This is a genomic window from Xylanibacter oryzae DSM 17970 (assembly GCF_000585355.1).
Classification (GTDB): Bacteria; Bacteroidota; Bacteroidia; order Bacteroidales; family Bacteroidaceae; genus Prevotella; species Prevotella oryzae.
The window spans coordinates 1,252,771-1,277,410 of the sequence record NZ_KK073873.1 but is presented as its reverse complement, the minus strand read 5'-3'; the positions used below and the strand labels follow the sequence as shown (position 1 = coordinate 1,277,410).

Annotated in this window: 21 protein-coding genes and 1 other RNA gene; 16 read left to right on the top strand and 6 right to left on the bottom strand. The window is 40.3% G+C overall.

Going from position 1 to position 24,640, the window contains the following annotated elements:
- Position 1 precedes the first annotated feature (1 nt).
- The 8 genes from XYLOR_RS05310 (at position 2) to XYLOR_RS05275 (ending at position 6,506) form a co-directional block, all read left to right on the top strand.
- On the top strand, positions 2-463 hold the full coding sequence (locus tag XYLOR_RS05310) for an arsenate reductase ArsC (RefSeq protein WP_036877621.1): 462 nt from the start codon (positions 2-4) through the stop codon (positions 461-463).
- Positions 464-497: 34 nt separating this feature from the next.
- Positions 498-1,520 carry an ACR3 family arsenite efflux transporter gene (gene arsB / locus XYLOR_RS05305; RefSeq protein ID WP_036877620.1) on the top strand — a complete coding sequence of 341 codons (1,023 nt, stop codon included), beginning with the start codon at positions 498-500 and terminating at the stop codon, positions 1,518-1,520.
- 53 nt (positions 1,521-1,573) lie between these two features.
- Positions 1,574-1,885 carry a helix-turn-helix domain-containing protein gene (locus XYLOR_RS05300; protein ID WP_036877618.1) on the top strand — a complete coding sequence of 104 codons (312 nt, stop codon included), beginning with the start codon at positions 1,574-1,576 and terminating at the stop codon, positions 1,883-1,885.
- A gap of 206 nt (positions 1,886-2,091) precedes the next feature.
- A complete protein-coding gene (locus XYLOR_RS05295; protein WP_036880738.1) occupies positions 2,092-2,493 on the top strand; it encodes an HU family DNA-binding protein in 402 nt (133 codons plus the stop codon).
- Positions 2,494-2,900: 407 nt separating this feature from the next.
- Positions 2,901-3,722 (top strand): prolipoprotein diacylglyceryl transferase, encoded by an 822-nt coding sequence (lgt, locus tag XYLOR_RS05290; protein WP_036877616.1) that lies wholly within the window; start codon positions 2,901-2,903, stop codon positions 3,720-3,722.
- A 54-nt stretch (positions 3,723-3,776) separates the two neighbouring features.
- A complete protein-coding gene (locus XYLOR_RS05285; protein WP_036877614.1) occupies positions 3,777-4,571 on the top strand; it encodes a PhzF family phenazine biosynthesis protein in 795 nt (264 codons plus the stop codon).
- A 5-nt stretch (positions 4,572-4,576) separates the two neighbouring features.
- Positions 4,577-5,284 carry an MBL fold metallo-hydrolase gene (locus XYLOR_RS05280; protein ID WP_036877613.1) on the top strand — a complete coding sequence of 236 codons (708 nt, stop codon included), beginning with the start codon at positions 4,577-4,579 and terminating at the stop codon, positions 5,282-5,284.
- Between the two features lie 157 nt (positions 5,285-5,441).
- The gene (locus XYLOR_RS05275; RefSeq protein ID WP_036877611.1) at positions 5,442-6,506 is read left to right on the top strand and encodes an SGNH/GDSL hydrolase family protein; all 1,065 of its coding nucleotides are present in this window, start codon (positions 5,442-5,444) and stop codon (positions 6,504-6,506) included.
- Between the two features lie 6 nt (positions 6,507-6,512).
- Here the strand turns inward: XYLOR_RS05275 and XYLOR_RS05270 are convergent, their stop codons facing one another.
- Genes XYLOR_RS05270 through XYLOR_RS05255 form a run of 4 tightly spaced genes read right to left on the bottom strand, consistent with a single transcriptional unit; the run spans position 6,513 to position 12,590 of the window.
- Positions 6,513-7,454: a DMT family transporter gene (locus XYLOR_RS05270; protein ID WP_036877609.1), complete on the bottom strand. Its 942-nt coding sequence runs from the start codon at positions 7,452-7,454 to the stop codon at positions 6,513-6,515.
- Positions 7,451-9,529 carry an acetate--CoA ligase family protein gene (locus XYLOR_RS05265; RefSeq protein ID WP_036877608.1) on the bottom strand — a complete coding sequence of 693 codons (2,079 nt, stop codon included), beginning with the start codon at positions 9,527-9,529 and terminating at the stop codon, positions 7,451-7,453. Before XYLOR_RS05265 ends, XYLOR_RS05270 begins: the two co-directional genes overlap by 4 nt.
- A gap of 12 nt (positions 9,530-9,541) precedes the next feature.
- Positions 9,542-11,692 carry a hypothetical protein gene (locus tag XYLOR_RS05260; RefSeq protein ID WP_154655672.1) on the bottom strand — a complete coding sequence of 717 codons (2,151 nt, stop codon included), beginning with the start codon at positions 11,690-11,692 and terminating at the stop codon, positions 9,542-9,544.
- Entirely contained in the window at positions 11,661-12,590 is a 930-nt protein-coding gene (locus tag XYLOR_RS05255) for a hypothetical protein (protein ID WP_036877604.1), read from the bottom strand. The genes XYLOR_RS05260 and XYLOR_RS05255 overlap by 32 nt, the downstream gene beginning before the upstream one ends.
- A gap of 145 nt (positions 12,591-12,735) precedes the next feature.
- Between XYLOR_RS05255 and XYLOR_RS05250 the strand changes: the two genes are divergently transcribed.
- From XYLOR_RS05250 to XYLOR_RS05230, 5 genes are all read left to right on the top strand, one after another.
- Positions 12,736-13,188, top strand: a complete 453-nt coding sequence (locus XYLOR_RS05250) for an NfeD family protein (protein WP_036877601.1) — start codon at positions 12,736-12,738, stop codon at positions 13,186-13,188.
- Positions 13,189-13,216: 28 nt separating this feature from the next.
- Entirely contained in the window at positions 13,217-14,170 is a 954-nt protein-coding gene (locus XYLOR_RS05245) for an SPFH domain-containing protein (protein WP_036877599.1), read from the top strand.
- 108 nt (positions 14,171-14,278) lie between these two features.
- The gene (locus tag XYLOR_RS05240; protein WP_036877597.1) at positions 14,279-15,445 is read left to right on the top strand and encodes a trans-sulfuration enzyme family protein; all 1,167 of its coding nucleotides are present in this window, start codon (positions 14,279-14,281) and stop codon (positions 15,443-15,445) included.
- The gene (locus tag XYLOR_RS05235; RefSeq protein WP_036877596.1) at positions 15,442-16,617 is read left to right on the top strand and encodes a MalY/PatB family protein; all 1,176 of its coding nucleotides are present in this window, start codon (positions 15,442-15,444) and stop codon (positions 16,615-16,617) included. The genes XYLOR_RS05240 and XYLOR_RS05235 overlap by 4 nt, the downstream gene beginning before the upstream one ends.
- Positions 16,618-16,692: 75 nt before the next feature.
- Positions 16,693-17,778, top strand: coding sequence for a UDP-N-acetyl glucosamine 2-epimerase (locus tag XYLOR_RS05230; protein ID WP_036877595.1), 1,086 nt, complete (start codon positions 16,693-16,695; stop codon positions 17,776-17,778).
- Positions 17,779-17,816: 38 nt separating this feature from the next.
- Here XYLOR_RS05230 and XYLOR_RS05225 read toward each other — a convergent pair whose 3' ends face one another.
- Complete coding sequence (locus XYLOR_RS05225; protein ID WP_036877593.1) at positions 17,817-20,111, bottom strand: NADP-dependent malic enzyme; 2,295 nt, start codon at positions 20,109-20,111, stop codon at positions 17,817-17,819.
- A 129-nt stretch (positions 20,112-20,240) separates the two neighbouring features.
- On the opposite strand from XYLOR_RS05225, the gene XYLOR_RS05220 reads away from it, so the two are divergent.
- Entirely contained in the window at positions 20,241-20,867 is a 627-nt protein-coding gene (locus XYLOR_RS05220; protein WP_036877590.1) for a TetR/AcrR family transcriptional regulator, read from the top strand.
- 81 nt (positions 20,868-20,948) lie between these two features.
- Here XYLOR_RS05220 and ssrA read toward each other — a convergent pair.
- Positions 20,949-21,345, bottom strand: a transfer-messenger RNA (tmRNA) gene (ssrA, locus tag XYLOR_RS13570).
- A gap of 140 nt (positions 21,346-21,485) precedes the next feature.
- Between ssrA and XYLOR_RS05215 the strand changes: the two genes are divergently transcribed.
- Together XYLOR_RS05215 and XYLOR_RS05210 are read left to right on the top strand one after the other, a co-directional pair.
- Positions 21,486-22,127 carry a sugar transferase gene (locus tag XYLOR_RS05215; RefSeq protein WP_051509040.1) on the top strand — a complete coding sequence of 214 codons (642 nt, stop codon included), beginning with the start codon at positions 21,486-21,488 and terminating at the stop codon, positions 22,125-22,127.
- An 18-nt stretch (positions 22,128-22,145) separates the two neighbouring features.
- Positions 22,146-24,629 (top strand): SLBB domain-containing protein, encoded by a 2,484-nt coding sequence (locus XYLOR_RS05210; protein WP_036877586.1) that lies wholly within the window; start codon positions 22,146-22,148, stop codon positions 24,627-24,629.
- The last annotated feature ends 11 nt before the right edge of the window (positions 24,630-24,640 follow it).

The following is a 24,640-nucleotide window of genomic DNA, read 5'->3' as shown; positions in this document are numbered from 1 at the left end:
GATGAACAGAAGAATATTGATATTATGTACAGGTAACAGTTGTCGCAGTCAGATGGCACAGGCATTTATGTCATCTTTTGATAATACATTAGAGGTCTTTTCGGCGGGTACAGAACCAGCTGAAAAGATAAATGAGATTGCTGTTAAGGTGATGAATGAAGTAGGTATAGATATTAGTCATGCCTACCCAAAGAGTGTGGAGATATATCTGAATGAGGAATGGGATTATGTGATTACCGTATGTGGAGGGGCTAATGAGAATTGTCCGAGCTTTGCAGGCAAGGTAAAACATCGTTTGCATTTCGGATTTGATGATCCGGCTGCAGTAACAGGTGATACAGAATTCATTATAGACGAGTTCCGTCGTATCAGAAATGAAATAAAAAACTGTTTCTTCTCATTTTATATGAAAGATATAAAGAAGATGGAATTACCAAAATGTTCGTGTAATGATTCACTATAATCATTTAAACAGACGTTATAAATAAGGATGCAAAATGAAAAAATTGGCGTTTTTGGATAGATATTTAACATTGTGGATATTTCTTGCGATGTTTATAGGTGTAGGTATAGGGTATATCTACCCCGGAATAGTAGACTTTTGGGGACATTTTGAAGTAGGTTCGACGAATATCCCCTTGGCTGTAGGATTGATACTGATGATGTTTCCGCCTTTGGCTAAAGTAAAATATGAAGAACTGGGCCGTGTATTCGCAAACAAAAAGGTACTTGCAATCTCATTGATACTCAACTGGGTTGTTGGTCCTATATTGATGTTTACACTTTCAGCTTTATTCCTTTCTGCTTATCCTGAATATATGTATGGACTTATCATGATAGGGTTGGCACGTTGTATCGCCATGGTGCTGGTGTGGAACGACCTCGCGAAAGGCAGTAGCGAATATGGTGCCGGTCTAGTGGCTCTCAACAGCATATTTCAGGTACTGTTCTATTCTGTCTATGCTTATTTTTTCATTGCAATATTTCCCGACTGGATAGGACTTCCTGCCACAGATGCGGTGAGGAACATCACGATGTGGATGATAGCCAAGAGCGTGCTTGTATATCTGGGTATACCTTTCGTGGCTGGTTATACGATAAGGAGACTGCTCCGCAACCTGAAAGGTAATGACTGGTATTACAAGCGTTTCGTTCCGAAGATAAGTCCGATAACACTTATTGCTCTTCTGTTTACAATTATAGTAATGTTCTCATATAAAGGCGAATATATCGTAAAACTCCCGTTTGACGTTCTGCTTGTTGCAGTACCGCTGGTCTTATATTTTGCCATCATGTTTTTCTCATCGTTCTGGTTTACAAAACACATTGGGGTGCCTTACGACAAGGCAGCCTCGATAGCATTCACTGCCACCGGAAACAATTTTGAACTGGCCATCGCTGTATCCATCGCTGTTTTTGGCATAAGTTCCGGCGAAGCTTTCGCCGCTGTCATCGGACCACTTGTAGAAGTACCGGTCTTGATCTTGCTAGTGAAATATGCGTTGAAGCATAAAAAATAAAAACAGATAGTAAAAGTTTTCAAATAATGAAACTTTTACTATCTTTGCATATTATGAATACAAAAGACAACATGATAACTGATATCAGTGCAGAACTGGATAATGAATTCGGAAAGGAAGGTACTACCGAACGTGCAACGTTTGATGATGATGCATATGCGTTTTATTCAAGTCAGATTTTACTTAAGGCCCGCAAAGAGGCTAAAATTACCCAATCAGAGTTGGCAAAGAAAATAAATACCACAAAATCTTATATTTCAAGAATAGAAAATGGTACGGTTAATCCTAGTGCAGGTATGTTCTACAGGATTATTAATGCATTGGGTATGAGGGTAGAGATTGTAAAACCTATATTAAATGTATAGGTTTTTAATGTTATAGTCATTTTGGATTAGCGCCACGGGCAGTATTGTTGCAATCGGCTGTTAAATGTATTACCTTTGCACTCGCAATCAAGAAACAAACATCTTATTGCAGTAGCGTTCAGGAAACTCCTGAGCCATAGTGATCAGGGCTAAGCGCTTAGCCGAATCACGATGATTGTATAACCATTTAACGAAAGGATTGTAATATGCCTATTCTTTACAAATTAGCAAAAGACAACCGAAAGGCCAGCCGTACAGCAGGTCAGTTCTTCGCCCGTGCCATAGTCACTAACGTGATAGACACAGAGGGACTTGCCGAGATAATGCAGCGTAACAGTACTGTGAAAAAGAGTGATATCTTAGCTGTATTATCAGAACTGGTAGAGACGATGACAGACCAGTTGCAGAACTCTACAAGAGTGAAGCTCAACGGTTTTGGAAGTTTCAAGATTGGAATAAAAGGTACAGGAAGTCAGACTATCGACACCTACTCGGTAGGTAAGAACGTAAAAGGTCTTCGTGTAAACTTCTGCCCTGAAACCAAGAAGGATGCCTCTGGTACAAGAACCAAGAAGTTCTTGAGTAATGCCACAGTGCAGGGCTCCTAAGAATGCCATTGTCGGTGAGAAAGAAACTGCGAAAGCTAAGGCTGGTGGTACTCCATCTGCGAAATCCTGACAAGGACTGCCTGGAATAGGCAGTTGCAGGAAAGGAGGACACAATGTCAAAGATTTCATCCACCAACTGGGGCAAGCTGATACAGGTACTTATAACTGTACTCAGCGCCCTGGCAGGACTGGTAACAGGAACTGCGGTAGCAGCTAATTAAACCGAAAGAAATGTCTGTAACGGCATCTGCGAATAATAGTAGCAGATGCCGTTATTTATTTATTGTAACAAGGCTGAAATGTCTCTCTTTTGTTATTTTGATCTTAAAAACCAATATATTTGTTACGAATTTGTTGCCGTTTTGACTTTTTTGTTATCTTTGCTTTCGATTTAATAATTTAAAGTAATGGAAAATATACTATATATTTATTGGAATATAAGTCCATATATATTGAAGTTTGGAAGTTTTACTCTTGGATATTATAATCTCTTATTTGTTGGTGGAATAGTAATTTCTAGCTATATTATAAATAGGCTTTTTAAGAAAGAAGGAATACCCGACGCCTTGTTTACCAAACTTTTTCTGTATTGTTTCGTTGGTATTGTAGCCGGGGCTAGACTAGGGCATTGCCTTTTTTACGAACCTGAATATTTCCTGGCTCATCCACTTGAAATGATTTTACCAATCTCTTTTAGAAACGGAAGTTTTAGTTTTGGATACAGGGGACTGGCAAGTCACGGTGGTGCTATCGGATTGTTGATAGCAATATTTTTGTATTGCAGACAAACAAAGAGTCCTGTATTAAAGACTCTTGATTATATCGGAGTGGTAGCTCCATTAGGAGGCATGTGTATAAGAATTGGCAATTTTATGAACTCTGAAATTATTGGTGATGTTACTGATGTTCCGTGGGCAGTAGTTTTTGAGCGGGTAGATATGAATCCACGACATCCGGCCCAATTATATGAAGCGTTAGCTTATCTGGTGATTTTTATAATATTATTTACCTTATATAAGTACAGACGTTCGGAATTTAAATCAGGCTTTTTCTTTGGCTCAAGTATCTTTCTGATTTTTATTTCACGCTTTTGCATTGAGTTCATAAAGGAAGCTCAAGAAAGTTTTGAAAATTACATGACTCTTGATATGGGGCAGTTATTAAGCATTCCTTTCATAGTAGTTGGACTGTATCTTATCATTGCCAAAAAAGCAGTAAAAAGTAAATAGCATATTAACAAAAGAATTATATATTTATTAAAGTAGAAGTTATCAATAACAGTTATGAGCAAAATAAAATTATATCAAGTAGATGCTTTTACAAGCACCTTGTTTTCTGGTAATCCGGCAGCTGTATGTGTATTGGATTCTTGGATTGATGAAAGGCTGATGCAGAATATTGGCACTGAGAATAATCTGGCTGAGACAGCTTTTTTAGTGCCTCACGGGCAAGATTATGAGATAAGATGGTTTACACCGTCTGTAGAGGTTGACCTATGCGGACACGCTACTCTGGCATCTGCATTTGTGCTGTTTAATGTGCTGGGATATAATGATGATGAGATTAGATTTTATTCATGCCGAAGCGGATTATTGACAGTAAGAAAAAGAGATGACTTGCTGATGATGGATTTCCCAACCGATGATCTGCAGTTGCTCTCTGAAGAAAATAACGCACAGATAGAAAAATGTATTGGTTTAAAACCGATAGAGACATACAAGGGTAAAACGGATTATATCACAGTGATAGAGACGGAATCTGATTTAAAGCATCTACAACCGGACCTGAATGAGGTATCAAAATTGAAGGGCAGGGGACTGGTCGTTACTGCAAAGGGTGATGATGTCGACTTCGTTTCACGATTCTTTGCACCTCAAACAGGAATACCTGAAGATCCTGTTACCGGGTCTTCGCATACATCACTGTTGCCTCTATGGTCAAAGAAACTGAATAAGAATACCTTTGTAGCTCGCCAACTGTCAAAGCGAGGAGGACAACTCTTTTGTGAATTTAAAGGCGATAGATGCCTAATAGGTGGTAATGCAAAATTATATCTGACAGGAGAAATATCCATATAGTGAATATGAAACTGATTTATATATATCATAGTGGGTTTGCCCTAGTGGGCGATGACATAACTATCATACTGGACTATTGGAAAGACCCCGCAGGCGTGATTCCCGGTTTGCTACGCAATAAGGGGAGCATCTATGTGATGGCATCACACTTCCATCCCGATCATTTCGTACCTGAGATACTGAAATGGAAAGAGATGAGACCGGACATTAAGTATATCCTGTCTAAAGATATTCTGCGCCATCATCGTGCTCAGAAAGAGGATGCGCTGTTCATGGCTAAGGGAGCTGAGTATAAGGATGACAAGATAAGCGTACAGGCTTTTGGCAGTACGGATATAGGGGTGTCGTGGTATATTGAGACCGAAGGGAAGAGAATATTCCATGCGGGCGACTTAAACAACTGGCACTGGGCTGACGAATGTACCAAGGAGGAGTCGATGAAGTTTGAAATGGCTTATCTGGGTGAACTTAAGGATATCTGTAAGGTGGTAAAGACACTGGATGTGGCTATGTTTCCGGTTGACAGCAGATTGGGCAGCGAATATATGCGCGGACCGAGACAGTTTATTGACAGTGTACCTACAAAATTGTTTGCGCCTATGCATTTCAGTGCTAACCCTAATGATATGGCTAATGCCTTTGAACCGGTCTGCAGGGAGCGTAATGTTGACTTCTTCTGTATAAACAAAGAAGGGGATAGCATTGATTTTTAAATAGGGATTAAACAAACGGAAGTCTTATATTACTTATAATAATTACTGATGTGATGAAATGGCAGAATATGTTGAGTGATTCTTTCTGAAAATAAATGTTTTGCTGTATATTTGCATAAAATTTGATAATACAAAGAAAGTATAATTTAATAATACAATGAAAAAACTGTTATTCGTGATGATGCTCGCTGTAGCATCTATCAATTGCGTTGCTCAGCAACCCAGTCAAGTAGTTTCGGCTGATAATGCTAATATTCATTATACAGGCCGCTTTAGTTTCAAAAACAAGAAGGCTCCGTGTATGGTTTATCCGGGTTCGGCTATTGAGACTAATTTTACAGGCTCGTCTATAAGGATGAAGGCTAAACCAAACAGTGGGTATTTTATGGTTACTATTGACAATGATAACCCTGTAAAGGTGAATTTCGGACGGAAAGATTCTGTGATGACACTTATCAAGGGACTAAAAAAGGGTAACCATAACTGTAAGGTGATGCTGGCTTACGAGGGATATATCAGACGTCCTGAATTCCGTGGATTTATCATCGACCGTGGCGCAAAGATTCTGCCTTATGTGAACAGGTATAAACTGAAAATGGAGTTTATCGGCAATTCGATAACTTGCGGTTACGGTATCGAGGCAGGCAACAAATTGATGCACTTCAGCGACTCTACCGAAAATCATTATTATACCTATGCAGGTATCGCCGCACGCCGACTGAATGCCGAAAGCATGGTAGTAGCCCGTTCGGGTATCGGTGCATACCGCAATTATAATGGTCCGAAGGCAGGCGATAAGGATATCATGCCACGCTGGTATGACTATACACTGCTTTACGACTCTTCAGAGTTGTGGAATAGCAAGCGCTATACACCAGACATCGTTTGCGTAAACCTCGGCACGAATGATCTGAGCACTCCTAACTATGACTTACAGTTGTTTAAGAGCCATTATATGGGCTTTATGAAGCACCTGCGTGCCATATATCCCAAGGCTAAGATTGTGATGCTGACAGGTAGCATGCTTAACGGCAAACCTCTTATGGACCAGAAGAAGGTGCTTGATGAAATCAAAACAGAACTGGGTGACAGTGGTTTCTACCGCTTTGACTTCACACCTATGAATGGTTCTCTGGGTTATGGTGCCGACTATCACCCATCTATGCTTCAGGCACGCAGGATGGCAGACGAGCTTGTGCCTTTCATCAACAGAATAAGATAGAGGCTGTTAATGCCATCTCCATTTCTTCACTTTATGCCCTACATAGACTATGGCATTGGCGAAGGAATGGAGATTGAAAGCCTTGCTTATGATAATCAACATTACTGCCGACAGAATAAGAACTATGCCTACGGCGAGGCGCTCTGTGAAGGCTTCGCCGAAAATGGTGATACCTATGATGACAGCCGTAACAGGTTCTAAGGCTCCCATTATGGCTGATGGGGTAGAACCAACAGACTTGATGGCTATTGTCATCATTACCAGGGATATTACGGTTGGTACAAGAGCCAATATCATGGCGTAACCCCACATCTCCGGTCGGCTAAGCCACTGTATATGGTTGCTTTGCGAAGTTAGCGAAAAGAGACCGATGGCTATTGTTCCTACCAGGGTGATATAAAATGTAAGTTTTATGACCGACATCCTGAGTTTCGACTTATTAAGCGTGATTATGTATATGGCATAGGTCAGCGACGATACCATAACCAGAGCGACACCGGCTGCACTCAGTGTGGAACCATTGCCGCCATGGTATAAGAGGGTTATACCGCCGATGGCCAGGGCGATAGACAGCATGGTGACTATAGATAGCCGTTCTTTGAAAAGTACTATCATGAGTACGGCCACCATCACAGGATATACAAATAGCATGGTTGAGGCTATGCCTGCATCCATATACTGAAAACTGATAAACAGGGTGAGTGATGAGGCTGAGAAGAGTATGCCTAATATACTTACTATTAATAATTCTCTCTTGCTTACAGCAAACGACTTGCGCTGTACTATCATCATGCCGAAGAGTATCAGCATGGCTAGAATGTAACGATAGAAAACCGCCGAGTTGGAGTTTATCCCATCCCGATAAAGAAGCAATACCCCTAGCGGATTGGTTCCATAACATATTGCAGCTATGATTCCGCAGAGGTATCCCTTAAAAGTATTGTTCATTTATTGTTGTTGTTGTCTTTTTTGATTAGTATCCTTGAGTCGACTACTGTTACGTCTTGTTCTGTGGCCAACAGTGGATTGATATCCAGTTCTTTGATTTCTGTAGCAAAACGGAGCAGTGTAGACAGTCTTACTATTGTTTCGGCATATTTGGCTTCATTGATGCCTTTCTTGCCGCGGGTGCCTCTTATTATCTTGTATGCCTTCAATGAGTGTATCATAGAGTAGGCTTCGTCGTACGACAGTGGAGCCAGACCCGAAGATATATCGCGGAGTACTTCGACGAAGATACCTCCCAGTCCGCACAGTACCACGTGACCAAACCGCTCTTCGTATTTGGCGCCAATAAACAGTTCGGTGCCTTTGAGCATTGGCTGTATCATAACCGATACGGCATCTTTGATTGACATCATCCTGTCGAACTCTAAGGCCAGGTGGGCTTCGCTCTTGATGTTGAGGGTAACACCGCCTACATCGCTCTTGTGTATCGGACCTACCACCTTGACTACTACCGGGAATCCTGTTTTGCGGGCAAATGAGAGTATTTCGTCTTTGTTGTCTGATACAAACTCAGGCACAGTAGGTATACCTGCTGCGTTAAGCAACTCTTTAACCTTCTGTGGCTCGATGTAACCATTGCTGTGTATAGAGTCTATGATGGTGCGTATACGTGGAACGTCTACTCCGAAGAGTTCTATCTCAGGTGGAGCAGGTTGCGGGGTGTGCATGATGCGGGTAAGGGCTGTGGCAAGGGTTACCTCATCACTGAAGTTGACATGGCCTTTCTTAAGGAACTCATCTACTTCGGGGCCTGCTGTATGCAGTGACGGCAATATCGGGAATATCGGTTTGTCGCATGTCAGTATCTTCTTGTGTAGAACATCGTATGCCTCGTACAGGGTTACAAGTCCCGGAGTACCGAATATTACGGCAATGGCGTCTACATTGTCAAATCGCTTGTCGCAGTATTCTATAGCCGTATCGAGCTGTTCGGGAGTTCCGGTGGCAAGTATGTCTATAGGATTGCTTACGGATGCGCCGGGGAAGAGTTTGCTCTTCAGTTCTTCGGCAACTTCTCCTTCTAATTTCGGTACATTAAGACCTCCTTTAGACAGTGCGTCGGTGAGCATTACACCGGGGCCTCCTGCATGGGTGACAATGGCAAAATTGCGCCCTTCAAGATGCGGCAGTGTCATGATGCAACCTACCGTTGTGAGTTCCTCTCGTGAGAAGCATCTTACGATACCGGCCTTTCTGAAGAGAGCCTCTACAGCTGAATCGCTTGTGGCTATCGCACCTGTGTGTGACGATGCCGCACGACTGCCGCTCTCGGATGTGCCCGACTTGATAGCTGCTATCTTGCATCCTTTGCGGATAAGTGATGATGAGTGGAACAGGAGTTTATCGGGGTCTTTTATGTTTTCGATATATAGAAGCTTGACTTTCGAGTCGGTCGTTATATCAAAGTTTTCGTCCATATATTGCAGCACGTCTTCTACACCGATCTGCTTGCCGTTGCCAACACTCCATACCGAATTGAACTGAAGACCTTTGATGACAGCCGACTCAAGGATGAATACAGCCGTAGCTCCAGAACTGGATATAAAATCAACACCTTTACGGTTGAGGTTGGGTATTGGTTGGGTGAACACACTGTGATGGCACATATTGAGCATGCCTATACAGTTAGGACCGATAAGGGCTGCACCGTTTTTGTTGCATATGTCAAGGATGCGCTCTTCAAGAATAAGACCTTCGTGAGTCTCTTCGCCGAATCCGGCTGATATGATGATAAAGGCTTTCGTATTCTTGCCCGTAGCAAGAGTCTCTACCACGTCGGGACAAAACCTGGCCGGTATGACCAGGATAGCCAACTGGGTAGGGGGAATGTCTTCTACATCGTTAAAAACTTTAATGCCTTGTATTTCGTCTTCCTTAGGATTTACAAGTCGAAGAGTACCCTTATAACCACCGCTTAACAGGTTGCGGACGATAGCTCCGCCCGGTTTGTGAGTGTTGTTTGAGGCACCTACTACAACTATACTTTCTGGATGTAGTAATTCGGGAGTAATCATATATTATATCTTTTAATTATTTCTTGATTTATTGAACTGTTTCAGTACATCACATCTTGTGACATAGATACTTGGTGACGACTGTGGATTGCTGATTTCAAAATCGGCCAGTTCTTCGAGTGCTTTGTATTGTCTTGATGACTTGTAGTATTGTGTTACATACTTATTGGTCTTGTCATTCCACACTTCATCATACCATGCATCAATAGGGATGTATGCAAGGGCGTAGAGTGATTTTTCTTTGAGAGTGAAATCTGTACTGTTCTTTGCTATCTTGAGATAGTTGACAGCTCTTGCCACAAAGTCGGCCTCGCCTACACGTGCGCTATCGCCGATGCTCCATGCGTAGTGAGTGATAAACCAACAGTCGCCAAGATGACTTGCCTGATAGTACATCGTGGCTATATCGTATGCCATTTTGATGCGCTCCTGATCGTTAAGCACAGTAAACTTGTTCTCCATATCGTTCATCTTTTGGGCAAACAGTAGCTTCATATTGTATGTAAGGTGCGTACCAGACTGATTATCATAATCAGGGCGACGCATATCATAAAACCATTTCTCTTTGGAAAATGAACGTGACGCCATATGCTTACTTATGTTCTGGTGGTCAAGGTATGAGAGTGGTACCTTTTCAAGGTATTCAATAGCCTTGGCGTATTCGCCACTGCACAGATATTTTGTGCCGATAATATCGTTGAGGTAATTGCTGTCACGGCTTATGTGTGACAGTATCCATGCATCAATACTATGTGAAGGTGTCTGTTGAATGTAATCAATGTAACAACTTGTAGAATAAGCACTTAATGAATCAAGACGATAAAAATAATCTGTCCTGTATTCAGGATTCCACGTGTTGTCGTAGTAAGGCTGGGATGACTGCATGGCTGACTGCTGATGGCGTATTACACCAACTAGGGCAGTGGCTACATCACTACGGTTCCAACTCTCGTATTTCTTGACCAGTTGTATGTTTACCAATCGGTCTAAGACTTCTGTATAGTGGTTGGGATAATAGTTGCTGCCGGCGAATTCTTCTTTCTGCGCTTTATTGTAAAGCCATTCCAATTCTCCAGCTAGATAGTTATCAAAGGATTCTGAATTATTGGCATTGGCCGAAGATATATAAAGGCGTATTGCCCTTGCGTTATCCATCATACGAAGAGTACCCATCATATGACCTGACTCATCGATTTCTTGTTGTGCCACACGAGGATCTCCAAACATGAAGTGTAACCATGCTGCAGCCGATTTCCATAATACAGGTGAGCTGGTCTTGCCTTCGGCTACAACCCGGTTGGCAAAATCGCAGAAGTCGAGTATCTCCTTGCGATATATCTTGTTGACAAACAGTTTACCGTAGATATTCATACCGCCGGTAGTCTGTGCATGTTCGTCGTCAGCAGTCTCCTGTGCGTTGTTGACAAACTCCTGTACGAGAAATGGCAGGGTAGGTGAATTGTTGTTGCGCTGATATACGGCCTGTATGCCTTTTAGATTTCTCTTACCATTCATCCAAGTACTGATACTTGGTATGTCGCCAAGAGAGGCGAAGATATCGCAGGCCTCATCACCACGGTCTGTGCGGGCAAGGCAGCCTGCATATATGTCTAGCATCATGTCTCGGTATACCGATTTAGGCATTTTGCTGGCATCTGTGTTCCAAAATTTTACGTTAGTGGCATACTGCTTCAAAAGCATGTTACAGCGCATATACAGCAGGGCATACTGACTACGAATTTTGCTACGGGTATTTATGTAAGCTGCATTGCTAACACTTTTCAGGGTGTTGGTCCTCCATATCAATTGTTGTTTGGTAGGGTATGTCCATGTCTCTTTATAGCTATCGGCTACCTTAAGATACAAGTCTAACAGTCTGATATAATTAAGCATGGCCTTATCGCCTTTACGTTGAGCATAAGCACGCAACTTGGCCGACTGATACGAAGTGATTTCGCCTGCGGTATATGCACTCCAGTTAAGGTTGATCTTTCTGATGAAATCATCCTGATTGATACGGGTCAGATAGTTATTACCGTTTAGTTGACGGTCGTAAACACTGAACATATAATAATTGTGCGTAGTCTCGCTTATACAGGCACAGGCGTAAGCACTGATACCTGAGAAAAGGCTAATGACTATAAATCTCTTTAATTTCATCATTTTTATATCTTTTAATGTTACACTTGTCAAGGGTATATAATATCACGTTATTGTTAATGCTTGGTCTTTCTCTTATTACAGCTTGTTTCACTTTCAATATGTCTTTGGCACTGCACTGCATGGTTACGATCTTGTCTCCGGGATACGTCTCAATATCATTGCCATGCATGAAACCTACAAAATGACCGCTACGGTATACGAGACGCCAACTGAATATAGGGTAGGCCACATTCATCTTCAATGGATAGCTGCCAAGGTTCTTCAGGTATGGTGCTACATCACGAAGCCTGAGTATAGGATTGCTGCAACGCGGGTCTTTCACATCACCGGTATTGTACATCATAAGTGTGCCGTAATCAACAGGAGGTGCCTGCATTGACAGTTGATGTAAACGTATGGTGGCAGATAGACTGATGTAATGCAAGGCTGCATATTTGCGGATGTCTCTAAGAAGAGCGAAATATTTGTTTTGTGAGCGTGACGTCCAGTCGCAGTCTATCTGAATCTCTTTTGTTTCGTATATATCGTTAGTGGCATTGATCTGCAAGATTCTGTCTACTATATTCTTTCCGAGAACCGATGTATCATACTTAAGACTTTCTTCCATTATATAGATTACAGGGATAACACTAACGCCGTGCGGTATCTTACCGTTGAATGTTATAGTAGCATTTGGCATAATCCCGGAACCCTCTGTAGGTACAACATCAAAGTATCTGATATACATCTTTTTGACGTTATTGCCGATCAGAAAATCAGTCTCACTTTTATCTAATGCAAACGATGTACGCCAGTAGTAGACCGAATTGCCATTTGGACTAATATCTTTACCGCGGCCGCTACATGCTGCCATAAGCAGAGTCAACGCTGAAAACAATATATAACTTATTTTGTTCATCTACATTAAGTGGGTGATAACTAGTTAGCAAAAGTAATATATTAAATTCTTCCAGCCAAATATTTTTTGTAAATACATGCATAATGTATGGTATAAATTGATTTTTATTTTATATCTTTGCGTCATAATAATAACTTGAAAGACAATGATTGATTATTTATCACAAAATGTATGGCAGATATGGGTGTTTTTTGCTATAGTAAGTCTTATTATCGAATTAAGTAGCGGTACATTCTATATAATGTGTTTTGCTATAGGAGCCGGAATAGCTGCTATTGCATCAGCTATAGGACTTGGTATGGTGGCTCAGATAATAACGTTCGCCGTTGCATCAGCAATATGTATTTTTATGGTTCGTCCGATGGTCATGAAATATCTACCGGGACATAAAGGCACTGCACGTGAAAGTAATGCTGACGCGCTGATTGGTAGAGAAGGACGGGTGAGTGAAACCATCGTAAGTGGTGGTTTCGGCAGGGTAGCCATTGATGGTGACGACTGGAAGGCTCAGAGCGCAGACGGACAGGAAATAGTAAAGGGAGATAAAGTAAAAGTGATAAGTATGGAAAGTATAATTGTCACTGTATCAAAGATTTAGAGTATTAATCATTAATATTATATTTAATATGGAAATTACAACTTATGTTCTAATCGCAATAGTAGTTTGCGTACTGATATTCGCCAAGATGAGTCTGGTGATTATTCCACAGTCAGAAACGAAAGTAATAGAGCGTCTGGGGCGTTATTATGCCACACTAAAGCCGGGTCTAAATATCATCATACCTTTTATTGATCGAGCTAAACTTATAATAACGATGAGTAGAGGCAGATACCTTTACTCTAATTCTATTGACCTGCGTGAACAAGTATATGACTTCGACAAGCAGAATGTGATCACTAAAGATAATGTGCAGACAGAAATCAATGCTCTGCTGTATTTTCAGATAGTAGACCCTTTCAAGGCTGCTTACGAAATTAACAACCTGCCTAACGCCATAGAGAAACTTACACAGACAACACTGCGTAATATAATAGGCGAACTGGAACTGGACCAGACGTTGACATCACGTGATACTATCAATACCAAACTGCGTGCTGTGTTGGATGACGCAACAAACAAGTGGGGTATAAAGGTTAACCGTGTGGAACTACAGGACATCACTCCTCCAGCGAGTGTGTTACAGGCAATGGAGAAGCAAATGCAGGCAGAACGTAACAAGCGTGCAGCAATCCTTACCAGTGAAGGCGAAAAGGCTTCTGCAATATTGAAATCGGAAGGAGCAAAGATGGCTACAATAAATAATGCTGAGGCTGACAAACAGATGGCCATCCTTAATGCTGAAGGTGAGGCACAGGCCCGTATACGTAAGGCTGAAGCCGAGGCTATAGCTATTGAGAAGATAACAGAGGCTGTAGGTAAGACTTCTAATCCTGCCAACTATCTGTTGGCTCAGAAATATATCGCTATGTTGAAGGAGGTTGCAACCGGTGATAAGACGAAAACTGTATACTTGCCATATGAGGCTACCAATCTTCTTGGCAGTCTGGGAGGAATAAAAGAATTGTTTAAAGACAACTAAATATACCACATGTTTGGTATATGTGTAACAAATAATATTTTATAACACTTTTTCTTTTGTCTGTTTCTTATAATATTTTAACTTTGCATTTCTTTTAAAAAGTTAAGTATGAAGAAACAGACAAAAGCTATAGATGAGCCTTTCTGTAGGAAGGACCCTTATGGGGCATTAAGTATGCCGGTTTATAATTCAGTAGCATACGAGTTTGATAATGCTCAAGATATGGCTGATACTTTTTGCGGCCGAATGAAGGGTCCTGACTATTCTCGCACGGAGAATCCAACAGTAACATATTTTGAAAACAAAGTGAAGTCGCTTACAGGTGCGGCTGATGTTGTCGCGTTCAATTCAGGAATGGCTGCTATAAGCAATGCTCTTATGGCTGTAGTTTCTGAGGGGAAGTATATAATAGCATCACGCCATTTGTTCGGCAACACATTGTCGCTTATTACTGGTACACTGAGGAGGTTTGGGGTAAAAGTGATACTACTAGACCTTACTGATGCTAAAGCAGTGGAAGAGGCTGTAAACAAAGATGTTTGTTGTATTTTTCTTGAGATAATGACAAATCCACAGTTGGAGGTAGCTGATCTTAAAGCTCTTTCTGTTATTGCACGTAAGCATAACATCCCTCTTATTGCAGACTCGACAACGATTCCTTTCACAGAAACAGACTTGGGTGGACTGGGTGTAGACGTAGAAATAGTATCAAGTACTAAATACATATCTGGTGGCGCTACATCACTTGGCGGACTTGTGATAGATTACGGCAGGTTCGACTTCGTTAGTTGCAGGTTGCGTGGTGAGCTTCTCTTTAATATAGGGGCATACATGACTCCTCAGGTGGCTTATATGCAGTCGCTAGGACTTGAAACACTTGCTGTGAGATACAACAAACAGGCAGAAAATGCTTTATGGCTTGCCAATGAACTATATAAGTTGCCCGGCGTAAAGGTTAATTATGTAGGACTTAAGGATAATCCATATTACGAGATATCAAGAAAACAGTTTGGTGAGACATCTGGAGCGATGCTAACGATCGATCTTAAAGATCGTGATGCCTGTTTCCGTTTCCTAAACAATCTGAAACTGATAAGGAGAGCTACAAATCTATTTGATAACAGAACTCTGGCAATACACCCTGCAAGTACAATCTTCGGATTATTCACAGACCAGCAGCGCAAAGAAATGGACGTGCTAGACACTACAATACGCTTGTCTGTAGGACTAGAGGATGTAGAAGACCTGTTAGATGATATAAAACAAGCCCTATGATAAAATATAACTTTGACAAAATAGTAGACCGTAGCGGTACAGGAGCACTGAAGTTGGATGTGCTTAAGAAACGTTATGGACGTTCAGATTTGCTGCCATTATGGGTAGCAGATATGGATTTCGAAACACCTGAGTTTATCGTTGATGCGATAAGTAAAAGATTAGAGCATCATATATTCGGATATACAGTTGAACCGGAAGACTACTGGCCTACAGTGATAGACTGGATAGAGTCGCATCATCAGTGGAATATCAATGAAGACTGGATAACGTATATTCCCGGTATTGTCAAAGGCATAGGAATGGCTGTCAATGTGTTTACTCAGAAAGACGAGAAAGTAATCATACAGCCTCCTGTTTATCATCCGTTCAGACTTACACCAATAGGTAATGGGAGAGAGGTAGTCTTCAATCCATTGAAGAGGAATGAAGACGGGACTTACGAGATGGATTTTGATAATCTGACGGAGGTAGCAGACGATAAGTGTCGTATGCTTATCCTCAGTAATCCTCATAACCCCGGAGGCATAGTATGGTCTAAAGAAACACTAGTACGCCTGGCTGATTTTTGCTACGATCATAATATATTAGTCTTATCAGATGAGATACACTGTGATATGGCAATATATGGCAATAAGCACATACCATTTGCTTCTGTATCAGATAAGGCAGCACATTGTAGCATCACATTTGGTGCACCTACGAAGACATTTAATCTAGCAGGTATAGTAAGCAGTTACGCAATTATTCCTGATGATAAAATAAGGGCACAATACTTCGGATGGCTTAGGGCCAACGAACTGAATGAGCCTACGCTGTTTGCGCCTATAGCTACTATTGCAGCTTTCAGATATGGAGAAGAGTGGCGTAAGCAGATGCTGGAATATGTTGAAGGTAATATTGATTACGTAATTGAATACTGTGCTAAGAATATACCTCAGATAAAACCACTCCGTCCGCAGGCTTCTTTTCTGTTATGGTTGGACTGCCGCGATCTGAATCTGAATCATGAGCAACTCAATGATCTCTTTATTAATAAGGCTAATCTAGCTCTTAATGACGGTGAAATGTTTGGTAAAGGAGGTGAAGGTTATATGCGCCTGAATGTGGGTTGTCCGAGGGCACTGCTGAATGAGGCTATGGACAGACTTAAAACGGCTATAGCTAAATAAATTACCTTTAAACTTATTTATATCCATAAAATATTTGTACTTTTGCATCAGTAAACCAATAAATGTTTAAAGAGTATGAATGTATGTATAGTAACAGGAGCACGACCTAATTTTATAAAAGTTGCACCTATAATATGGGCTATTAACAAAGCTCGAAAAGAGGGGAAGAATATTGCCTATAAACTGGTGTATTCAGGCTCTTTATCGGATAAGTCGTTAGAGTCATCCCTGTTTGATGACCTTCAGATAAGGCAACCGGATGTATATCTTGGAGTAGACTGCCTAAGTCTTAATGAACTGACAGGTAAAGTGATGGGAGAATTTGACAAGTATCTGGACGACAATCAAACCGATTGTGTAATTGTTGTTGATGATCTTGCTTCTACAATGGCCGCTGCTATCGTTACAAAGAAAAAGGGCGTTATGTTAGCACATCTAGTGGCCGGTACACGTTCTTTTGATATTAAGATGCCAAAAGAAATAAACCGCTTGGTTATAGACGGACTTTCTGATCTGCTTTTTACAGCCGGTATGGGGAGTAACAGTATAGTAAGTCGTGAGGGTGCTAATATATCTCAGGTCTATATGGTTGGTAATATACTAATGGATACTCTGAGATTTAACCATTCGCGTCTGCAAAGACCTGATGTGCTAGACAGTCTTCAACTTAATGGAGGACAGTATATGGTATTCACTCTTAACCGTAAAGCCATTCTTGGTAATAGAGAAAACTTACGGAAGATGCTGAATGAAATGCTGCGCGTCTCTGGTGACATTAATATTATTGCTCCTTTGAGGGATGAGGCACGTGTGGTTGTAGAGGATTTATTGCCGGTAAATAATACATTCCAGATAATTGACCCTCTTTCATATCTTGAGTTCGGATATCTTACATCTCATGCAATGGGCATAATTACAGACTCTGGCAATGTAGCCGAGGAGGCAACATTTAACGGGATACCATGTATAACACTTAATAGTTATACAGAGCATGTGGAAACTGTAAGTATTGGTTCGAACGTATTGGTAGGTGAAGACCCTGATATGCTTGCACGATATGTGGAAGATATTAAAGAAGGCAGATGGAAAAAATGTTCACTCCCTGACAGATGGGATGGACGTACGGCCGAACGAATAGTAAGTATACTCTGTGAAAAGTAAAAAAATATCCCTTGAAATTTCAAGGGATATTTTTTTATTTATTTATTGATCTTGTCTTTGACCTTTTCTACGTATGCATCGATTACTGCTACAGCTGTGATATTTACTATATCACGAACCGAACATTCGAAATCGGTGAAATGTATTGCCTTGTTCAGACCCATCTGGATCGGGCCTATTATCTCTGTGTCAGGATCAAGAGCCTGCAACAGTTTGTATGAGCCGTTAGCACTACTTAGGTTAGGGAATATAAGAGTGTTGACATCTTTACCTTTAAGACGTGAGAAGGGGTATTTAGAATCACGCAAAGTCTTGTTCATAGCGAAATTAACTTGCATCTCACCGTCTATGGCAAGATCAGGGTATTGAGCTTGCATCTCTTTTACAGCCTCGTGTACCTGTACAGGACTTCCTTTCTCGTCTGTGCCGAAGTTAGAATAGCTGGTCATGGCTATTTTCGGTTCATCATTAAAGAATTTCACAGTCATTGCACTTAGTTTGGCTATATCTATAAGTACTTCCTTGTCCGGATGTCTGTTTATAAGTGTGTCTGCAATATAGTAAGTACCTCTCTTTGAATTTAATATATGCATTGTTCCGAAGTGCTTATATTCAGGACGAATACCGATAACCTCTTTCGCTACCTTGATAGTATTAGAGTATTTAGTATAAAGACCTGTAATGAAAGCGTCAGCCTCACCTGTCTCTACCATCATCATACCGAAGTAGTTACCTTCGAACATCTTATCGTTAGCTTCGTCTATAGTATAACCTTGACGTGAACGTTTTTCTGCAAGAATATGTGCATAACGTTCGCGACGCTCTGCATAAATATCACTACGCAAGTTTACTATTTCTATGCCATTAAGGTTTAGTTCTAATTCTTTAGCCAACTTCTTGATACGTTCGTCATTACCTAATATGATAGGATAGCAGATACCCTCAGCCTTAGCCTGTACAGCAGCTTTAAGCATCGTAGGATGAATACCCTCTGCAAAGACAACACGCTGTGGGTGATTGCGAGCAGTATCATATAACTTCTGTGTCAGCTTAGTCTCCTGACCTAGCATTTCACGCAGATGCTTCTTGTATGCATCCCAGTCTGTAATAGTATTGCGTGCAACACCACTATCAATAGCAGCCTTTGCAACAGCAGCAGATACCTCTGTAATAAGACGTGGGTCTACTGGTTTCGGAATGAAATATTTAGGACCAAATGTGAGGTTGTTAACATGATATACATCATTTACAACATCAGGAACAGGTTGCTTTGCCAAGTCGGCAATAGCCTTTACTGCTGCCAGTTTCATCTCTTCGTTGATAGCTTTGGCATGAACATCTAAAGCACCGCGGAAAATGTACGGGAAACCAATAACGTTGTTGATCTGGTTAGGATAGTCAGAACGTCCTGTACTCATAAGTACGTCTGGACGGCTATCCATAGCTTCTTCGTAAGTAATTTCAGGATCAGGGTTGGCTAAAGCAAAGACGATAGGCTGGTCAGCCATGCTACGTACCATATCTTTAGAAAGTACGTTACCCTTAGACAGGCCTACGAATACATCTGCACCCTTAACTGCCTCTTCGAGAGTATGAACATCACGACGATCTGTAGCAAAGAATCTCTTTTGCTCATTAAGTTTTTCACGATCACTGGTAATAACGCCTTTGGAGTCGAGCATAAGGATATTATCCTTTTTAGCACCAAGTGACATGTACAGTTTAGTACAAGATATTGCAGCAGCTCCTGCGCCGTTAACAACAATCTTTACTTTACTGATGTCTTTACCATTTACTTCGAGAGCATTCTTTAGTCCGGCAGCAGAAATAATAGCTGTACCGTGCTGATCATCATGCATTACAGGGATATCAAGAGTTTTCTTAAGGCGTTCCTCAATATAGAAACATTCAGGTGCCTTAATATCTTCGAGGTTGATACCACCAAAAGAAGGAGCGATCCTTTCTACTGTCTCGCAGAACTTTTCAGGGTCTTTCTCATCTACCTCAATATCAAAAACATCGATACCACCATATATCTTAAAGAGTAATCCCTTACCTTCCATAACAGGTTTACCACTCATCGCGCCGATGTCACCGAGACCAAGTACTGCTGTACCGTTACTTATAACGGCAACAAGGTTACCCTTGTCAGTATATTTGTAAACATCGTTCGGGTTTTGCTGTATTTCCAGACAGGGGAATGCTACGCCTGGAGAATAAGCTAAACTTAAATCGGTTTGTGTGCGGTGAGGTTTTGTTGGGATAACCTCAATTTTACCCGGCCTGCCTTGTTCATGGTATAACAAAGCAGCCTCTTTAGAGATCTTGACCATCTTGTACTATTATAATATAAGTTTATACTTTTATTTTTTCTATAAAATCGCTTACAAAGATAACAAAATATAAGTATAAACATAAAGAATTAAATAAAAAATAACTAACTTTGCACTAAATGTTTTATTATGCACAAAATAAGCAGCACTACAGAATACAGGCATACCCTTCGTGAGAGAATATTAGAAGAAACCTTACGCCGTTTCGAGCAAGAAGGCATTCGTGCCGTAAAAATGGATGATATAGCAGCACACCTGTCTATATCTAAACGAACATTGTACGAAATATTCTGTGACAAAGAGTGTCTTATAATGGAAACTATAATGCGGCGAATGAGTATAAAACAGAAGAAAATGGATGATTTCCTGAACAGGAATCCCAATGTAATGGAGATAATTCTGGAAATATACCGTCAGCAGGTTGAAGAACTTAGCCATGTTAATCCTCTTTTATATTCGGAACTGCATAAATATAAAAAGGTGATAGCATGTATACAGGATAATAAACGTAGTAATAAAGACAGCGCCTTAAATTTTTTTAATAAAGGAGTAGAAGAAGGATTCTTCCGTAGCGATGTAAGATATGATATTCTATTTGAACTTGCTGATGCTCAGATGGAATATATAATGAGAACGAAGTTCTATATGAAATATCCTTTTATTGATATATACAAAAATTTATTGCTTGTAACTGTCAGGGGATTTGCTACGGACAAAGGGCTTAAAATACTGGATGAATTCATTAAGGCGTTATAGCAAAGTAAATATGATAACAAAACTTGAACATATATACAGATGTATTAAAATAAAAAAAGATTGATTTTCATCAATCTTTTTTTGTGGAGATGGAGGGGCTTGAACCCTCGTCCAAACAGGGAAACCATACGCTTTCTACACGCTTATTCCAGCCTTCGGTTTTCGTGCTGTAGCAAGACCTGGACCACCCACTACAACCTTATCCTCTAAATTTCATTATAGCATCAAGGCCTACTATAACTATTCCCGATTATTCCTACACCGCTGGACCAGAAAGCTTCGGAACAAGAGCCTCTGAGCGATGTCTCGTCCTGTCACCTAGTGACGGGATAAAGCCAGTCTACTATCTTCGACTAGGCAGCAAGAGCGTAATTATTTTCGCCAGATAAATTTTTGATCGCTTGGATTATAGTGGCAGCCATCGGCGCACTGCGTGCTTACATACCATCTCATCCTGCTGTCTAATCCAGTCATCCCCGATGATTTGATATAATATTCAGTGTGCAAAGATAATACTTTTTATTGTAATCGTTGTCTTTTTAATATAAAAACACCTACCTTTGCAATAATTTTTAAGTTTTTAAGTTGTAATAAGGTATGTATGACAATGCAAATCTAATGGATGGAAAAGAGAATAAAGGCTATTTAGTATGCAGGCATGATGCCATGGGTTATGCAGATAGGGCTATAAAGAGGTTTTCCGATTTTTGCTTGGCAACTTTCGGAGTCATTATATTATCACCATTAATGCTTTTTATCTTCTTGTTGTTGAAGGCTCAGCGTAACGGACCGGCAATATTCTCGCAAGAGAGAATAGGTAAAGATGCAATACCTTTTACTATATATAAGTTCAGAACGATGAAAGGTAATATTGAGGACGATAAACCATTATTGAATCCTACTCCTGATTCGGAATCATCAACAAAATTCGAGGTGTTTCTTAGAAATCATCATCTGGATGAATTGCCACAATTGTGGAATGTAATAAAAGGTGATATGTCGATTGTGGGTCCAAGACCAGAAAGAAAATTCTTCATTGATAAGATTATGGAGAAGGATAATGACTACAACTTAATATATGAAATGAGGCCGGGAATGACATCTGAGGCTACCTTATATAATGGGTATACCGACAGCATGGATAAAATGTTGAAGAGACTTAGAATTGATGTACATTATTTGGAAAACAGAACATTGTTGTTAGACATGAAGATAATGTGGGATACAGCGATGTATATTATTAAAAGGAAAACTTATTAAATAAGACGTATAGTAAAAATGAAAAGACTTATATTAGTACCTATATTTATAATGTTATGCTCTTTAGGGAGTATGGCGCAATCTTTTATGACTGACTCGCAAGTCATAGATTTTGTAATTGAACAGCAGCAGAAGGGAGTTTCTCAAAGCCAGATTGTAACAAAATTGATGCAAAAAGGTGTGGATATAAGTCAGATACGAAGAGTAAAAAAAAGTTATGATAGACTGAAAAAAGGCACAGGTCTTGGAGCTGAATCAGGTGAGGGTTCTTTGAATGTGAGTAACAATCGGATGAGAAATGTAAATGGAGATACAAAGAAAGCAACTGCCAAATACAGAATAAAAGAAGAAAATCCTAATAGTGCTTATGATAGTACAAATGTGCAGTTTATGGATATGCAAAGGGAAATTAAATCTTTCTCAGTGGATTCTATAAAAAGCAATTCTGGAGATAATGTAAAAAAAGTTTTTGGGCGTGATATATTCAATAATAAGTCATTATCATTTGAACCCAATATGAATATAGCTACGCCTCAAAATTACCGTTTAGGACCAGGGGATGCTGTATACATTGATATATATGGTGCTTCGCAAAAAACTGTTGAGGGCACAGTATCGCCAGATGGAACTGTTACTATTGAAGGCTTTGGACCTGTACAGGTAAGCGGACTGACTGTAGCTCAGGCAAATTCAAGACTGCGCTCACAATTAGGTGCAAGATACCAAAGTTCTAATATACGGCTAACAGTTGGTCAGACACGTACTATAATGGTTAATGTTATGGGCGAAGTGAAAGTTCCCGGCACGTATACGTTATCGGCTTTTGCCACAGTATTCCATGCCTTATATATGGCAGGTGGAATCAATAATATTGGTACGCTACGCAATATTAAGGTGTATAGAGGAGGAAAACTAGTTACAGTTGTAGATATATATGATTACATATTGAATGGAAAGTTGACAGGTAATGTAAGACTTGCGGATAATGATGTAATAGTAGTAGGCCCTTATGACTGCCTTGTCGATATCACCGGTAAAGTAAAAAGGCCAATGTACTATGAGATGCGTAAAAATGAAAGTGTAGAAACACTGCTTAAATACTCAGGTGGCTTTAAAGGGGATGCTTATAAGAAAACTGTAAGGTTAGTAAGAAAAACAGGGAGAGAATATTCTGTATTCAATATCGGAGAATTTGATATGAATTCGTTCCACTTGTCTGATGAAGATTCTGTAAGTGTAGATTCTATAATACAGCGCTATAGCAATATGGTTGAATTGAAAGGTGCTGTGTTCCGTCCGGGAATGTATCAAATAGGAGGAGACATAAACAGCGTACGTACATTGCTGCTACACGCTGATGGAATTAAAGAAGACGCATTTACTGCTCATGCTGTTATGCACAGAATGAAAAAAGACAGAACACTCGAAGTAGTACCGGTAGATATAGAAGGGATTATGTCTGGCAAAGTGGCAGATATACCAATGCAAAATGAAGATGTGTTGTTTATTCCAAGCAAAGAGGATGGACAAATAAGTAAGACAATAACAATCCACGGTGAGGTTTACTATCCGGGTGTATATAAATATGCAGAAAATGAGTCGTTAGAGGATTTTGTATTACAGGCTGGAGGTTTAAAGGATGCTGCATCGTCAGTAAAAGTTGATATATCTCGAAGAATATCAGATCAAAAGGCCATTACGACAAGTGATGTTATTGCCAATACATATACATTTTCATTAAAGGATGGATTCGTAATAGATGGAGAACCAGGTTTTAAGTTGGAACCGTATGATGAGGTTTATGTACGTAAAAGTCCCGGATACTCTTCTCAGCAAAATGTTAGTGTAGAAGGTGAAGTCTTGTTTAGTGGCAGTTATACTTTACAGAAGAAGGACCAGCGGATAAGTGAAATTATTAATGCTGCAGGAGGACTTACTAATATGGCTTATGTAAGAGGAGCAAGACTGGAAAGAAAGATAAATCCAGATGAACGACTCAGAATGGAGGCTATAGTAAAAATGGCTCAGGCAAATGCCGGAGATAAAGATATCGTGAATATGAAAAAGATGGATATCGGTGATACTTATTTTGTTGGTATAGAATTGGAAAAGGCTTTGGAGAACCCAGGAGGGGATGCAGATGTTACCTTACGTGAAGGTGATAGAATAATAGTACCTCAATATAACCCGACTGTTAAAATAAGTGGAGATGTGATGTATCCTAATACTGTTAGTTTTAAAGAAGGCAAAAGATTTTCGTATTATATAGATCAGGCCGGTGGTTTTGGAAACAGGGCAAAGAAGAGTCATTCTTATATAATATATATGAATGGGACTGTTGCAAAAGTTGGGCATAATGCCAAGGTACTTCCAGGGTGTGAAATAGTGGTACCGAGTAAACCACAAAGGGATAGGGCATCAATATCTGAAATATTTACTATTGGTACCTCAGTTGCATCTATAGCGACTATGATAGCAACACTAGCGAATGTGTTAAAGTAATAAGCAATATT

Coding starts and splice junctions, on each gene's coding strand:
- XYLOR_RS05310 (WP_036877621.1), top strand. CDS start 2: ATGAACAGAAGAATATTGATATTATGTACAGGTAACAGTTGTCGCAGT.
- arsB (WP_036877620.1), top strand. CDS start 498: ATGAAAAAATTGGCGTTTTTGGATAGATATTTAACATTGTGGATATTT.
- XYLOR_RS05300 (WP_036877618.1), top strand. CDS start 1,574: ATGAATACAAAAGACAACATGATAACTGATATCAGTGCAGAACTGGAT.
- XYLOR_RS05295 (WP_036880738.1), top strand. CDS start 2,092: ATGCCTATTCTTTACAAATTAGCAAAAGACAACCGAAAGGCCAGCCGT.
- lgt (WP_036877616.1), top strand. CDS start 2,901: ATGGAAAATATACTATATATTTATTGGAATATAAGTCCATATATATTG.
- XYLOR_RS05285 (WP_036877614.1), top strand. CDS start 3,777: ATGAGCAAAATAAAATTATATCAAGTAGATGCTTTTACAAGCACCTTG.
- XYLOR_RS05280 (WP_036877613.1), top strand. CDS start 4,577: ATGAAACTGATTTATATATATCATAGTGGGTTTGCCCTAGTGGGCGAT.
- XYLOR_RS05275 (WP_036877611.1), top strand. CDS start 5,442: ATGAAAAAACTGTTATTCGTGATGATGCTCGCTGTAGCATCTATCAAT.
- XYLOR_RS05270 (WP_036877609.1), bottom strand. CDS start 7,454: ATGAACAATACTTTTAAGGGATACCTCTGCGGAATCATAGCTGCAATA.
- XYLOR_RS05265 (WP_036877608.1), bottom strand. CDS start 9,529: ATGATTACTCCCGAATTACTACATCCAGAAAGTATAGTTGTAGTAGGT.
- XYLOR_RS05260 (WP_154655672.1), bottom strand. CDS start 11,692: ATGATGAAATTAAAGAGATTTATAGTCATTAGCCTTTTCTCAGGTATC.
- XYLOR_RS05255 (WP_036877604.1), bottom strand. CDS start 12,590: ATGAACAAAATAAGTTATATATTGTTTTCAGCGTTGACTCTGCTTATG.
- XYLOR_RS05250 (WP_036877601.1), top strand. CDS start 12,736: ATGATTGATTATTTATCACAAAATGTATGGCAGATATGGGTGTTTTTT.
- XYLOR_RS05245 (WP_036877599.1), top strand. CDS start 13,217: ATGGAAATTACAACTTATGTTCTAATCGCAATAGTAGTTTGCGTACTG.
- XYLOR_RS05240 (WP_036877597.1), top strand. CDS start 14,279: ATGAAGAAACAGACAAAAGCTATAGATGAGCCTTTCTGTAGGAAGGAC.
- XYLOR_RS05235 (WP_036877596.1), top strand. CDS start 15,442: ATGATAAAATATAACTTTGACAAAATAGTAGACCGTAGCGGTACAGGA.
- XYLOR_RS05230 (WP_036877595.1), top strand. CDS start 16,693: ATGAATGTATGTATAGTAACAGGAGCACGACCTAATTTTATAAAAGTT.
- XYLOR_RS05225 (WP_036877593.1), bottom strand. CDS start 20,111: ATGGTCAAGATCTCTAAAGAGGCTGCTTTGTTATACCATGAACAAGGC.
- XYLOR_RS05220 (WP_036877590.1), top strand. CDS start 20,241: ATGCACAAAATAAGCAGCACTACAGAATACAGGCATACCCTTCGTGAG.
- XYLOR_RS05215 (WP_051509040.1), top strand. CDS start 21,486: ATGGATGGAAAAGAGAATAAAGGCTATTTAGTATGCAGGCATGATGCC.
- XYLOR_RS05210 (WP_036877586.1), top strand. CDS start 22,146: ATGAAAAGACTTATATTAGTACCTATATTTATAATGTTATGCTCTTTA.